Source organism: Proteus sp. PR00224 (assembly GCF_016238105.1).
Taxonomy (GTDB): domain Bacteria; phylum Pseudomonadota; class Gammaproteobacteria; order Enterobacterales; family Enterobacteriaceae; genus Proteus.
In genome coordinates this window covers 108314-121822 of the sequence record NZ_JAEHQU010000003.1, presented here as the reverse complement: position 1 = coordinate 121822, position 13509 = coordinate 108314, and the positions used below count along the sequence as shown (strand labels likewise).

The following is a 13509-nucleotide window of genomic DNA, read 5'->3' as shown; positions in this document are numbered from 1 at the left end:
ATAATTGAAAAACAATTGAATTCTTTTTCAATATTTCAGCGAAAAAAACGAATCTGGCACTTTTTTCTGATTTGACTGATAAATTCTTGCTACCTGAAGAGAAGAATTGTTCCTTTCCAGAGCGCTTGTAAGCTGCCTAATGCACTCTATTTTCATAGAAAAAAACATCAAGCAACTTAACCTGCGTCATCCTACCATAATGAAAGATGACTTTCTTCAAGAATTAAAAATTAAGCGAGATGGGGTTGTACTAAATATTCTTCACTTTGCATCTCTTGTAAACGAGATAAGCAACGTTGATATTCAAAACGTAAAAAATCACCTTGGTAAATCTCGTTCATTTCTACATTTGCATTAATAATAAGTTTCACCTTACGCTCATAAAACTCATCAACAAGCGCTAGAAACCGACGCGCAGCGTCTTCATTTAATGTCCCCATTTGCTCCATGTCATATAACAAAACAGAGTGGTAATGCTTAGAAAGCTCAATGTAATCAAGCTGACTACGTGGTTCCATACACAAGGTTGAAAAATTAATAGCGAGTACCCCATTAGATGCTTTTCTTACTTTCATGGGGCGATGGTTAATGGTTAAGGTACAATCAACTTGCGGTTCGCTGGTTGCCAAGTGCATGAAAATTCTATCCATCTCCTGACGATTTTTATCATTAAGTGGAGATAAAAAAAGATGCGCTTGCGTTAATGTTCTTAGTCGATAATCAATCCCTGCATCCACATTTAAAATATCGCAGTGTTGTTTGATTTGCTCTATTGCAGGTAAAAAACGAGAACGCTGTAATCCGTTACGATAAAGCTCATCAGGTGGAATATTTGATGTCGCCACCAATGTGATACCTCTAGCAAATAACGCCTCAAGCAAGGTACCTAAAATCATCGCATCAGTAATATCAGAAACGAAAAACTCATCAAAACAGAGCACATCAGTTTGCGTTTTAAATCCATCAGCAATAATTTCTAGCGGATTTTCATGGCCTTGTAAGTTTTTTAGTTCTTCTTGAACACGTAACATAAAGCGATGGAAATGTAAGCGAAGCTTTCGTTCTGTCGGCAAGCTTAGATAAAACATATCCATGAGCCATGTTTTACCTCGTCCAACACCGCCCCACATATATAGACCACGTTCTGGTGTAACAATCTGTTTTTTTGTGCGAATTCGCCCGAATAATCGTTGGGTTAGCGAATTTTTTTCTGGTGGAGTCTCTTTTAATAATGCATGGTATATCTGTTGAAGATGGAGAACCGTTTTTCTCTGAACATCATCAGGTTGATAATCACCTTGCTTCAATGCGGCTTCATAAAGTGATAACGGCGTACTAACAGTCATGAATGCCCTCTTATCCTTAATTTTCTGACATACTGATTTGTGTCTGTCGAATGGCTCTATTATAAGCATTAAGAATTGTTTTAACATCAACGTAACACACGAATTTTATATTAAGCTTAAGGATATTATTCCACCCATGCCTTTTAGCGGTTATGATGTTATAAGAATCCATCGTCCTCACTATTAGATGAAAAGGAGTTGCCATGGTTTGGGTTTATGCACTGATTGGATTAGTTGTCGGTCTTATTATCGGCGCACTTGCAATGCGTTACGGTAACAGCACCCTTCGTCAACAAGATGCTATCAAAGCAGAGTTAGACACAAAAAAAGAAGAACTTGATACTTATCGCAATGAGCTTGTCAGCCACTTTGCTAGAAGTGCTGAACTATTAGATAACATGGCGAGAGATTACCGTCAGCTTTATCAACATATGGCAAAAAGCTCTAATGAGCTCATGCCTGATATGCCTGCTCAAGAAAATCCATTTAATTACCGTTTAAGCGAATCAGAAGCAGCGAATGACCAATCTCCAATAAAAATGCCACCTCGTGATTACTCCGAAGGAGCATCTGGATTGTTCAGACCCACAGATAAAAAAGACAGTTAATATTAAAAACGCCACATTTTTTGTGGCGTTTTTCTTTCTAACAAACGTCATAAAATGACAATTATTTGCTATGGTTTTAAAGATAGCTTTTGTCTTGTAAATCCGTGTAAAAGGAAGCAAAGCACATCATGTCTTAATGAACTTTCCTTTGTCAGTACAGGTCTTAGTGACATCGCGCTCATTTTGAGCAAAAACTTTTATTTTGATAACTGTATCAAGAGACTCTAATTCATGTTGACTAAAAAAAGAAAATTATTACTTAGTGCATTAGCAATGAGTGTCGGACTTTCACTCTCTACTATTCCAGCAACCAGTATGGCTGCACTACCTGCTGTGATGCCATCAGGCGAACAACTGCCAAGCCTTGCACCGATGTTAGAAAAAGTGTTACCTGCGGTTGTCAGTGTGCACGTTTCAGGAACGCGAGTACAAAACCAGCAAGTGCCCGAAGAGTTCAAATTCTTCTTTGGCCCCAATTTCCCATCACAACAACAAAGTGTACGCCCTTTTGAAGGCTTAGGCTCTGGCGTCATTATTGATGCACAAAAAGGCTACGTATTAACAAACAACCACGTTGTTGATGGCGCAGATAAAATTCAACTGCAAATTAATGATGGCCGTGAATTTAGTGCAAAATTAATTGGTAGCGATCCACAAACCGATATCGCATTACTGCAAATTGAAAAACCAACCAACTTAACTGCAATTAAAATGGCGGATTCTGACCAACTACGTGTTGGTGACTTTGCAGTTGCAGTCGGTAACCCATTTGGTTTAGGCCAAACAGCAACATCCGGTATTATTTCCGCACTAGGTCGTAGCGGTTTAAATCTTGAAGGTTTAGAGAACTTTATCCAGACCGATGCTTCAATCAACCGTGGTAACTCTGGTGGCGCGCTTGTTAACTTGAATGGTGAGTTAATCGGAATTAACACTGCTATTTTAGCACCAGGTGGTGGCAACATCGGTATTGGCTTCGCCATCCCAAGTAATATGGCGCGTGACCTTAGCCAACAACTGATTTCTCATGGTGAAGTTAAACGTGGCATATTAGGTATTCGCGGTACAGAAATGAATTCTGATCTGGCGAAATCCTTTAATATTGATGCACAACGCGGTGCTTTTGTTAGCGAAGTAATGCCAGATTCATCTGCTGCAAAAGCAGGCATTAAACCGGGTGACGTTTTAATTTCAGTTGATGGTAAACGTATCAATAGCTTTGCTGAATTAAGAGCTAAAGTGGGTACAACACCGCCAGGTAAAGAGATCCTAATTGGTTTAATCCGTCAAGGTAAACCAATGGATGTGAAAGTGACATTAGAGAAACAATCGGCAGATGCAACACGCGCAGATAACTTCTCTCCTGCACTACAAGGTGCAACACTAAGTAACTATGTGAATAAACAAGTGAAAGCTGTTGCAGTCGATTCTGTCGAAAAAGATTCAGCCGCTGCTGCATCTGGTTTACAAAAAGGCGACCTTATTATTGGTATCAATAATACGCCAATTACATCACTAGGCGATTTACGCAAAGCAATTGATGCTAAACCGCCTGTTCTTGCATTGAATATTCAACGTGGCAATGAACAAATTTATCTGCTGTTACGTAATACACCGCGCTAAGAAGTAAGCTTTCACCTATCTAATTTATTGATTTCCTTAGCCCTGTAATATCTATTATAGGGCTTTTTTTATATCTATTTTTGATGAGCGTCATTGGCTTAAAAGGGGATTTTATGCGTTGAGCGATGCTTTCATAAGTTAAACTATGCTATTCTCACCCCTTCTACGCGAATAATTTCACAGTCAGACATAAATACAGGATTTTTATGTTAACTAAATTACTGCGATCAACTCTAATTGGTCTTCTCACAGCAGCAATTCTTTTGATTGCAGTTCCTTCAATTCGCCCTATTTTTATTGAACGCCTACTTAATGGCGATTTTCTCAATGCGCCTTTTAGCTATAACACAGCAGTACGACGAGCCGCCCCTGCGGTTGTTAATGTTTATAGCAGTACGATGGGAAGCTTTTCTCAAGAAGGTCGTGAGCTGACATCTTTAGGCGCTGGCGTCATTATGGATGGTCGTGGTTATATTCTGACAAATCAACATGTTATTAATAATGCTGATCAAATTATTGTTGCGTTACAAAATGGTGATCTCTATGAAGGTTTACTCGTTGGCTCTGATCCATTAACTGATCTTGCTGTGTTAAAGATTGATGCAGATAAACTCCCGACGATCCCCATTAATAGTAAACGAATTTCTCATGTTGGTGATGTTGTACTGGCTATTGGTAATCCCTTTAATATTGGACAAACTATTACTCAAGGGATCATCAGTGCTACGGGTCGAGTTGGGTTAAGTCCAACACGCTACCAAAACTTTCTACAAACAGATGCCTCAATTAATGAAGGCAACTCGGGTGGCGCATTAATTAATACTGAAGGCGAACTTGTGGGTATTAATACCATGACGTTTGATTCAGGTACTTATAATGGATATCGCCCTAGTGCAGAAGGATTAGGCTTCGCTATTCCGACTGAACTTGCTGTAAAAATTATGAATAAGCTTATTCGTGATGGTCGTGTTATTCGTGGTTTTATTGGTATCACAGCAAAAGAATTACCTAAAATTCGTTCATCAAATACCGACATCAAACAAATTCAAGGGTTGCGCATTTTCCGTATCACACCAAATAGCCCAGCAGATAAAGCAGGAATAAAAACTGGCGATATTATTCTTAGCATTAATCATGCACCAGCGACTTCTGCGATGGAAATGATGGATTATATTGCTGAGACGCGCCCCGGTACGGTATTACCTGTAACATTATTGCGTGATGGCAATGAAATTAATGTCGATGTCACCATTTCGGAATACCAACCAGAATCATAACTAACAAAAAAATCTCCCTATTTTTGGCTAGTAGGGAGATTTCATATAGAACGTTGCACTTTGTAAGCAACTTTCTTTAAAGCTTTGGGTATTACGATAGTCCTCTAATGTGCTGTGATTACAACCGCTATATTGTCCTTCTTTAGTACCATCATTTTGCCAGCCACATACGGGGCAGATCTCAAAAAATGCCTCCTCTTTATCTTTGAAAACAAAATAATGGCATGCAACACAGCTCACTTCTAAAGGAAGATGACAACTTCGCTTTTCCATAGGATTAGCTCTCCTATCATATCGTTAATTATACTATTCGCTCTTACTCTCTTTATTAGCAATTGAGTTATTTTCAACAGCATGCCAAATTTTTTCGGCTTTTCGTCCAATTAAAATCAGTGAAACCGCCAAAATAAAGAAAAAAATCGCACTGTGTAAACTATCCCAGAAATATTCAAAGAATCGGGTATAAAGGTTGATACCAAGGAATGTTAGGCCAAATCCTCTTAACATACCGTCATCTGTTTTAAGGCTTATATAAATACAGATAACGGCGACAACACCAAATAATAGCGCCCAAGGCAATAAATTCACACTTGAAGTGCGATACCACGTATCTGGATCGTAATTACCGAAAATAGACATTATCCATAGTGCAATAAACAGATAAGTCAGCCCCATTATTTTTGTCATGGTAAATAAACGACGGTGTATCAATATATTTTGTAGGAAATAACAGCCTGCTAATAATACTGCGCCAAAGAAGACAAAGCGGATAGGATAGTTCATCCCTAACCAATAAGCGCCCCATCCTGACATATAGCCAGTTTCAGCACCAAACCAATTTCCTAACATCAATAAGAAGAATAACCACACCAACGAGGAACGACTGATAAATCCAATTGCACCATAAATAACACAACCGATTAGAAAGAGAGGAGCAATATGACCACTTCCTGTATCCAGTAATTCTCCCAGTTGCCAAAGGAAAATAGCCGTAAACATCACACCTAAAAAGAGAATAAACTCAGTACTGTAATGCCACTGTGTCTCTTTTCGCTGACGTTTAAATCCCCATAAATAGAGCGCAGAAGCAATAAGTGCAGGAGAGATAACTCGCATAATTTCAGAAACACTAAAAATCTCAATTAAATAATAGACTAATGCGCTATCGCTAAAGATACTCCCAGCGGCAATAATCAAACAGACCATTGCTATCCAAAATGCGTAGCGACTTAATCTTTTCCAATCAAAAGGAATACGATGCAACGTACTTCCTAATTGTTGATATTCTTGTGTCGAGATTGCACCAGATTGTTGCCATTCATCCAGTGCTTGGCGAACTAGGCGCTCTTGTTTCCTTGTTACCTGCATATATGTCCCTTCCTTTTAGCTCATAGAGATTTCTCTAAAACAGGTCTATTTTCTTACTGTATCTTGTCACGCAAGAAATGCCTTATGAATTATCCTATTCTATTGAGAGTCCTATTGAAATAATGCGCAAAAAAAACCATAGCACAACAATGCACTATGGTTTTAAATCGCTAAAAAAGGATAACTAAAATAAATTAGTCATTAGAGCGCAAACGTTCTATTTTTGCCCCTAATCCTTGTAATTTGGCTTCAATATTTTCATAACCACGGTCGATATGATAAATACGATCAACAATGGTTGTGCCTTCAGCAATACAGCCTGCAAGTACTAGACTTGCAGAAGCACGTAAATCGGTTGCCATCACTTGTGCGCCTGACAGTTTTTCAACACCGTGGCATAACACAGTATTGCTTTCAATTTCAGCGTGAGCGCCCATACGGATAAGCTCAGGAATGTGCATAAAACGATTTTCAAAAATAGTTTCAGTGATCATGCCCGCGCCTTCAGCAACTAAATTTAAAAGGCTAAATTGTGCTTGCATATCGGTTGGAAAACCCGGATGTGGCGCAGTACGCAATGTTACCGCTTTAGGGCGTTTACCATGCATATCAAGGCTTATCCAATCTTCACCCACTTCAATATCTGCACCAGCTTCACGTAATTTTGCTAACACAGCATCTAACGTATCAGGTTTTGCATTACGACAAACAACGCGACCACGCGAAATAGCAGCAGCAACTAAGAAAGTCCCTGTTTCAATACGATCAGGTAGAATTTGATAAGTACCGCCACCAAGGCGTTCTACACCTTCAATAGTAATGCTGTCTGTACCTGCACCACTAATTTTGGCACCTAATGTATTGAGGAAGTTTGCGGTATCTTCAATTTCAGGCTCTCTTGCCGCATTCTCAATGATGGTTTTGCCTTCAGCTAATACCGCAGCCGTCATAATAGTGATAGTGGCGCCCACGCTCACTTTATCCATGACAATATGTGCGCCTTTTAAACGCCCATCAACGCGTGCTTTCACATAACCTTCATCCAGTGTAATTTCAGCGCCTAATTGCTCTAAACCTGTGATATGAAGATCAACAGGACGAGCACCAATGGCACAGCCACCCGGTAAAGAAACCTGACCTTGACCAAAACGAGCCACCAGCGGACCTAAAGCCCAAATAGAAGCACGCATGGTTTTTACTAACTCGTAAGGAGCGCAAAATTCATTAATGTTACGAGCATCAACAAAAACAGAGCCATTACGTTCAACATTAGTTCCCAAGCGATTAAGTAACTTAATCGTTGTATCGATATCTTTTAATTTAGGAACATTGGTTAATTCTACTGGCTCTTCGGCAAGGATCGCAGCGAACAGGATTGGTAGTGCGGCATTTTTTGCGCCTGAAATAGTGACCTCACCTGATAAACAGGTTGGTCCTTGTACTCTAAATTTATCCATCTGTAGAACTCTCTTTTTATTTTGCTGTACGCTGTATACCTACTGGATTAAAGCCCGTTAAGTTTACGATCTCTCTTCCACTCTTCAGGTGTGTAGGCTTTAATAGACAAAGCGTGAATACGGTTATCTGCGATATATTCCATCAAAGGGGCATAAATGGTTTGTTGTTGTTTTACTCTGCTCATTCCCTCAAACATTGCGCCAACAACGACAACTTGAAAATGACTACCATCACCATTGACGATGACTTCATCTAACGACAGGCTGTCCATTAATACTTGTTTGATTTCATTTGTATCCATAATTGCTCAATCTCAACGTTAAAATAATAATCAGTCGTCTATCCTAATGGAATCCGCTCTACTCTTAAACCATCAAAAACCCCCTTAATGATAAAAGTATCACGAAGGGGGCTTTTTAATACCTTTACTCAAAAATCTGTATTAGGCAATATTCATAATTTCATCAAGATCATAGAGTGTAATTAATGTTTGAAAACGCTCACTTACACCTTGAATAATAAATTGACGATTTTGCTCTTCCATTTCTGCTTTTAAGTGAACAAAAAGTGCCAACCCTGTTGAATCAATATGTCCTAAGGCAGAAATATCAATGATATTAATATCAGCTAATAATGCTTTACGCTGCTGCCAAGCAGGCAATAACGTTTCACGATCTAGCGTTCCTTGGAAATAGAGGACACCCTCCTTTTTTTCCCAATTTAACGAAGCTGACATGTTATTTTTTCTCATCCAGTGTGATTGGTGTTTTAGCACTGATTTCTAACTGTTTTGTTAAACCATCAACACCTTTAGAATTTAAAATATCTGACCACTCATTCTGTTTTGTTGTGATCATGCTTACACCTTCAGCAATCATATCATAAGCTTGCCATTCACCTGTTTTACTGTTTTTACGCCATTGGAAATCAAGGCGAACAGGTGGGCGGCCATTTGTATCGATAATGGTGACGCGAATAGTTAGCGTTGACTTATCTGCGAAAGGTTTTGCTGGCTCAATACGGTATTCTTGACCTTCATACATGGCTAATGCTTGACCATAGACTTGAGCAAGATACGCTTCAAATGCAGTGAAATAAGCATCACGTTGCGCTGGTGTTGCATTACGATAATGTGGGCCTAACACTAATGCACCTGCATATTTAATATGTACATAAGGCAGTAATTCTTGCTGAACAATTTGACGTAAAAGTTCAGGATTTTTACGAATTTCAGGCTGTTCATTTTTTAATTTACTAAAGGTCTTTTGTGCCGCATCTTCCATCAATGCGTAAGGATTGGTTTTATCTACCGCCATAGCAAAAGGCGTTATCACTAATAGTGCGACCATCAATAAGCGTTTAAACATACGTTCGCTTCTCCTCAAATAGGGTTTCAATAATACGATGCATTTATTACGCTAAATCTAGCTAAATGTATAAGTGCATCGTATAGGAATTCATGATTAAGGTAATGCAGAGTGTTCTTCTGTTGGTTTAGATTCAGATTTAGCTGAATCATCACCATCACCCGTTTTATAAAGGAATTGACCAATAAGATCTTCTAGCACCATTGCTGAATTAGTGTTTGTGATCCGTCCCCCGTCTTTTAACAGAGTAGAATCTAACGCTTCATCATAAAAACCTAAATTCAATGCAAGGAACTGCTCACCTAATAAACCAGATGTACGAATAGACAGTGAGCTACTTTCTGGAATGTGGTCATAAATGCTCAGAATATCGAGCGCGACTTCAGGGCGATAGTTTCCTTCATCTTCTTCTTTTAAGGTAATAGAAGAAACACGACCAATCACCACACCACCAATCTTAACTGGAGAGCGCTCTTTTAACCCACCAATATTACCGAAGCTGGCATAAACGCGATAAGTCGGTTGGTTACCCATTTCTTTAATATCAGCGACTTTAAGACATAAGAAAATCACAGCAGCTAACGCAATCAGAACAAATAGACCAACCCAAACTTCAATTTTTTTACTTTGCATGACTTAGTTCCCAAACATCAGTGCTGTTAGCACAAAATCTAAACCCAATACGGCTAACGATGAATGAACAACAGTACGTGTTGTTGCTCTGCTAATCCCTTCTGATGTTGGGATTGCGTCATACCCGTTAAAGAGCGCTATCCAAGTGACGGTAATGGCAAAAACGACACTTTTAATAAAGCAGTTCACTAAATCGAGTCGCCATTCAACGGCACCCTGCATAGATGCCCAGAAAAAGCCTTCATCGATCCCTTTCCAATCCACCCCCACAATTGCACCGCCCCAAATACCGATGGCAACAAAAATAAGTGAAAGTAATGGCATACTAATAAGCCCCGCCCAAAAGCGAGGGGCAACGACTCGTCTTAAAGGATCGACTGCCATCATTTCTAAACTAGAAATTTGTTCTGTGGCTTTCATTAAGCCGATTTCAGCGGTTAAGGCTGAACCTGCTCGACCTGCAAATAATAATGCAGTCACCACAGGACCTAATTCTCTTAACAATGAGAGTGCGACCATCATGCCAAGACTAGCTTCAGCACTAAAAGTGGTTAAAACAAGATAGCCTTGTAATCCCAACACCATGCCAATAAACAGCCCAGACACCATGATAATTAATAAGGATTGAACACCAACGTTATACAGTTGCTTCATTAACAGAGGCCACTGTTTACGAAATTCGGGCTTACCGACTAATGCTCGAAAGAGCATAATGCCAGCTCTCCCGAAGGTTGCAAAAATCGCTAATGCTCTAGTGCCAATGCGAGATAATAAATTTACCACGTACTAATTTCCTCGTCCTAATAGGTCGTCCTGATAATCTCCCGCAGGAAAACGGAAAGGCACAGGGCCATCAGCAATACCATCTAAAAACTGCCTTACTTGCCTATCTGGATTATCCTGTAATTCTTGTGCACTGCCTTGAGCAATCACTTTCTGCTCCGCAACAATATAGGCGTAATCTGCGATACTCAACACTTCGGGTACATCATGGGAAACCACAACACAAGTCACACCAAGCGCATGATTTAACTCATCAATTAGCTTAACCAGCACACCCATTGTGATAGGATCTTGCCCAACAAAAGGCTCATCAAACATAATCAGTTCAGGATCAAGCGCGATAGCTCTTGCTAATGCCGCCCTTCTCGCCATTCCTCCTGATAATTCAGAAGGCATTAAACTTGCCGCACCACGTAATCCCACGGCTTCAAGTTTCATCATCACCGTTGTACGGATCAATGCTTCAGGTAAATTTGTATGCTCTCTTAGTGGAAACGCCACATTTTCAAACACATTCATGTCTGTGAACAGTGCGCCTGATTGAAAAAGCATACTCATTTTTTTTCTTGCCTGATACAACGCAGAACGTGATAGCGCAGGAATATTGTCGCCATCAAACCAAATTTCACCACTATCTGGAAGGATTTGTCCTCCCATTAGGCGTAACAAGGTTGTTTTACCAATCCCTGAAGGGCCCATAATCGCAGTCACTTTCCCTCTCGGTACAACAAGATTGATCTCAGAGAAGATCTTTCTGCTACCGCGAGTGAAGTTCATATTGCGCACTTCAATTAGATTGTCAGATTGTGCGTTCATGAATAAAACATCCTCAAGCCTGTCTGCATAAACGAATTTTTACGCTATTTTGGCAGGTCATTCGCCATGTTACAAAGAAATCACCACTATTTAGCAATTTATTGCATGGTTAATTTTACTTTTCGTGCTTGGCTAGTCAAAATATGGTTAATTAGCAAAACCTTTTGACAATATGTTTTTTTATCAGCCCTGTCTTATTGGTTTTTTCTTTATTCGCTCATTGTTGGAAAACTGATGGCATGTTGATTACTTTGTCTCTTTTAATTTTTGGGTTGATGTTACTTGTTTATGCATCAGACCGATTAGTTTATGGTGCGAGCGTTTTTGCGCAATCGTTAAAAATTCCGCCAGCCGTTATCGGTATCTTAATTGTAGGTACTGGTACTTCACTGCCTGAGCTTTTTGTTTCAACTGATGCCGCAGTTCATAATTTGCCTGATATCGCTATCGGGACAGCCATTGGCTCGACACTCACCAACCTTCTCCTCATCGCAGGTATTGGCGCGATGATTTACCCCATGAACATTCAGTCCGCAGTGCTAAAAAAAGAGCTTCCCTTGATGATTATAGTCATCATGCTCGTTGGCATTATTGTTTCTAGCGGAAACTTAGGGCTTAGAGAAGGCTCACTGCTCTTTTTTATTGGTTTTGCATCCATTTTTCTAATGATAAAAACAATGCATAAAACACTAACACAAGAGCGCCACGTATTACCTTTAGAAACCTTAACCCGTTTTGAATTACAGACAAATCCCCGTAATTCTGTTGCACTTTTTTGGGTCGTTATTGCTTTACTGATTATTCCAGTTGCGACCCAAATGATATTAGATAATGTCTTTATTTTAATGCAACAGTATCATCTTAGTGGATTTTTTGTTGGTTTAACCTTGCTATCTATTGGAACAAGCCTACCTGAGTTAGCAACAACCATTGTGGCAGCACTAAGACGCGAGAATGAGTTAGCATTAGGGAATATTATAGGTGCTAATATTTTCAATCTAACTTTTGTCTTGGGCATGCCAGCATTACTCTCACCAAGCACATTTAATATCAATACATTTTATTTTAGTTTTGCTGTACTTGGTGTCGCCAGTTTACTGTTTTCTCTCTTTTCATTAGGGCGCAAACAGCGTCTTAATCGAGGAAAAGGGATATTCTTGTTAGTTTGCTTTATTGTTTATATTACGGTGTTGTGCGTCGCACATTCTCTCTTAACCTAAAATAAATGGTACAAAAAAATGACCGAGTTTGATTTTCAGCAAGCGGGTAAAAAAGTCCTTCATATTGAGCGTGATGGGTTAGCTGAACTAGAACAATATATCAACGATGATTTTACGCTTGCCTGTGAAAAAATTTTTCACTGCCAAGGTCGAGTGATTGTGATGGGTATGGGTAAATCAGGCCATATTGGGCATAAAATTGCTGCAACATTCGCCAGTACAGGAACACCTTCTTTCTTTGTTCATCCTGGTGAAGCCAGCCACGGTGACTTAGGAATGGTGACAGAAAAAGATATCGTTTTAGCGATTTCAAACTCAGGGGAAGCCAGCGAGATCCTTGCGCTTATTCCAGTACTGAAACGTAAACAGATAACACTGATTTGTATGACACGCACTCCTCAAAGTACAATGGGGAAAGCGTCTGATATTCATCTTTGTATCAAAGTACCTAAAGAAGCCTGTCCTTTAGGGCTTGCCCCAACAACCAGTACAACGGCAACCTTAGTCATGGGGGATGCGCTAGCGATCGCACTTTTACGTGCCCGTGGTTTTACCGCTGAAGATTTTGCGCTTTCTCATCCTGGTGGTGCACTAGGTCGTAAATTACTCCTTCATGTCAGTGATTTAATGAATAAAGAGGCAGATATTCCGCGCGTCACCAAAGATGCCACTTTACGTGAAGCTCTTGTCGAGATAACCCGTAAAAAATTAGGAATGACCGTCATTTGCGATGATAGTATGCTGATCAACGGTATATTTACTGACGGTGACTTACGAAGAATATTTGATTTAGGGATAGATCTAAATAATGCCAAAATCTCAGATGTGATGACAAGAGGCGGTATTCGTATTCGCCCAGATTGTTTAGCGGTTGAAGCACTGAATTTAATGCAAGCAAAACATATCACCTCGCTATTAGTGACGGAACAAGATAGTGATATCCTGTTAGGTGTTTTGCATATGCATGATTTATTACAGGCTGGTGTTGTATAAGATAGTCATAACGTTCG

At 39.7% G+C, this 13509-nt stretch carries 15 protein-coding genes; 5 read left to right on the top strand and 10 right to left on the bottom strand.

Annotated features, from left to right (window positions below):
• Positions 1-230 precede the first annotated feature (230 nt).
• Positions 231-1346: a cell division protein ZapE gene (gene zapE / locus JEP71_RS06610; protein ID WP_198625951.1), complete on the bottom strand. Its 1116-nt coding sequence runs from the start codon at positions 1344-1346 to the stop codon at positions 231-233.
• A gap of 203 nt (positions 1347-1549) precedes the next feature.
• Here zapE and zapG point away from each other — a divergent pair, with 203 nt between their 5' ends.
• The 3 genes from zapG to degS all read left to right on the top strand — a co-directional run bounded on the left by zapG (position 1550) and on the right by degS (position 4854).
• A complete protein-coding gene (zapG, locus tag JEP71_RS06605; RefSeq protein WP_023582864.1) occupies positions 1550-1954 on the top strand; it encodes a Z-ring associated protein ZapG in 405 nt (134 codons plus the stop codon).
• Between the two features lie 231 nt (positions 1955-2185).
• Positions 2186-3577: a serine endoprotease DegQ gene (gene degQ, locus JEP71_RS06600; protein WP_109371935.1), complete on the top strand. Its 1392-nt coding sequence runs from the start codon at positions 2186-2188 to the stop codon at positions 3575-3577.
• Positions 3578-3783: 206 nt separating this feature from the next.
• Positions 3784-4854: an outer membrane-stress sensor serine endopeptidase DegS gene (gene degS, locus JEP71_RS06595; protein ID WP_109371937.1), complete on the top strand. Its 1071-nt coding sequence runs from the start codon at positions 3784-3786 to the stop codon at positions 4852-4854.
• A gap of 27 nt (positions 4855-4881) precedes the next feature.
• Here the strand turns inward: degS and JEP71_RS06590 are convergent, their stop codons facing one another.
• From JEP71_RS06590 to mlaF, 9 genes are all read right to left on the bottom strand, one after another.
• Positions 4882-5127, bottom strand: a complete 246-nt coding sequence (locus JEP71_RS06590; protein ID WP_198619281.1) for a CPCC family cysteine-rich protein — start codon at positions 5125-5127, stop codon at positions 4882-4884.
• Between the two features lie 33 nt (positions 5128-5160).
• Entirely contained in the window at positions 5161-6222 is a 1062-nt protein-coding gene (locus JEP71_RS06585) for a DUF2157 domain-containing protein (protein WP_198625950.1), read from the bottom strand.
• 194 nt (positions 6223-6416) lie between these two features.
• On the bottom strand, positions 6417-7679 hold the full coding sequence (murA, locus tag JEP71_RS06580) for a UDP-N-acetylglucosamine 1-carboxyvinyltransferase (RefSeq protein WP_088493805.1): 1263 nt from the start codon (positions 7677-7679) through the stop codon (positions 6417-6419).
• A 47-nt stretch (positions 7680-7726) separates the two neighbouring features.
• A complete protein-coding gene (gene ibaG, locus JEP71_RS06575; protein ID WP_006535338.1) occupies positions 7727-7981 on the bottom strand; it encodes a BolA family iron metabolism protein IbaG in 255 nt (84 codons plus the stop codon).
• Positions 7982-8122: 141 nt separating this feature from the next.
• Positions 8123-8416, bottom strand: coding sequence for a lipid asymmetry maintenance protein MlaB (mlaB, locus tag JEP71_RS06570; RefSeq protein WP_098941205.1), 294 nt, complete (start codon positions 8414-8416; stop codon positions 8123-8125).
• Between the two features lies 1 nt (position 8417).
• Entirely contained in the window at positions 8418-9047 is a 630-nt protein-coding gene (gene mlaC / locus JEP71_RS06565) for a phospholipid-binding protein MlaC (RefSeq protein ID WP_109371945.1), read from the bottom strand.
• Positions 9048-9143: 96 nt separating this feature from the next.
• The gene (gene mlaD / locus JEP71_RS06560; protein WP_099074096.1) at positions 9144-9680 is read right to left on the bottom strand and encodes an outer membrane lipid asymmetry maintenance protein MlaD; all 537 of its coding nucleotides are present in this window, start codon (positions 9678-9680) and stop codon (positions 9144-9146) included.
• A gap of 3 nt (positions 9681-9683) precedes the next feature.
• On the bottom strand, positions 9684-10463 hold the full coding sequence (gene mlaE / locus JEP71_RS06555) for a lipid asymmetry maintenance ABC transporter permease subunit MlaE (protein WP_109371950.1): 780 nt from the start codon (positions 10461-10463) through the stop codon (positions 9684-9686).
• A gap of 3 nt (positions 10464-10466) precedes the next feature.
• Positions 10467-11279: a phospholipid ABC transporter ATP-binding protein MlaF gene (gene mlaF, locus JEP71_RS06550; RefSeq protein ID WP_100159974.1), complete on the bottom strand. Its 813-nt coding sequence runs from the start codon at positions 11277-11279 to the stop codon at positions 10467-10469.
• Positions 11280-11518: 239 nt separating this feature from the next.
• Here mlaF and JEP71_RS06545 point away from each other — a divergent pair, with 239 nt between their 5' ends.
• Positions 11519-12499 (top strand): calcium/sodium antiporter, encoded by a 981-nt coding sequence (locus JEP71_RS06545; protein ID WP_198619277.1) that lies wholly within the window; start codon positions 11519-11521, stop codon positions 12497-12499.
• 18 nt (positions 12500-12517) lie between these two features.
• Complete coding sequence (gene kdsD / locus JEP71_RS06540; RefSeq protein WP_075671453.1) at positions 12518-13492, top strand: arabinose-5-phosphate isomerase KdsD; 975 nt, start codon at positions 12518-12520, stop codon at positions 13490-13492.
• Positions 13493-13509: the final 17 nt, after the last annotated feature.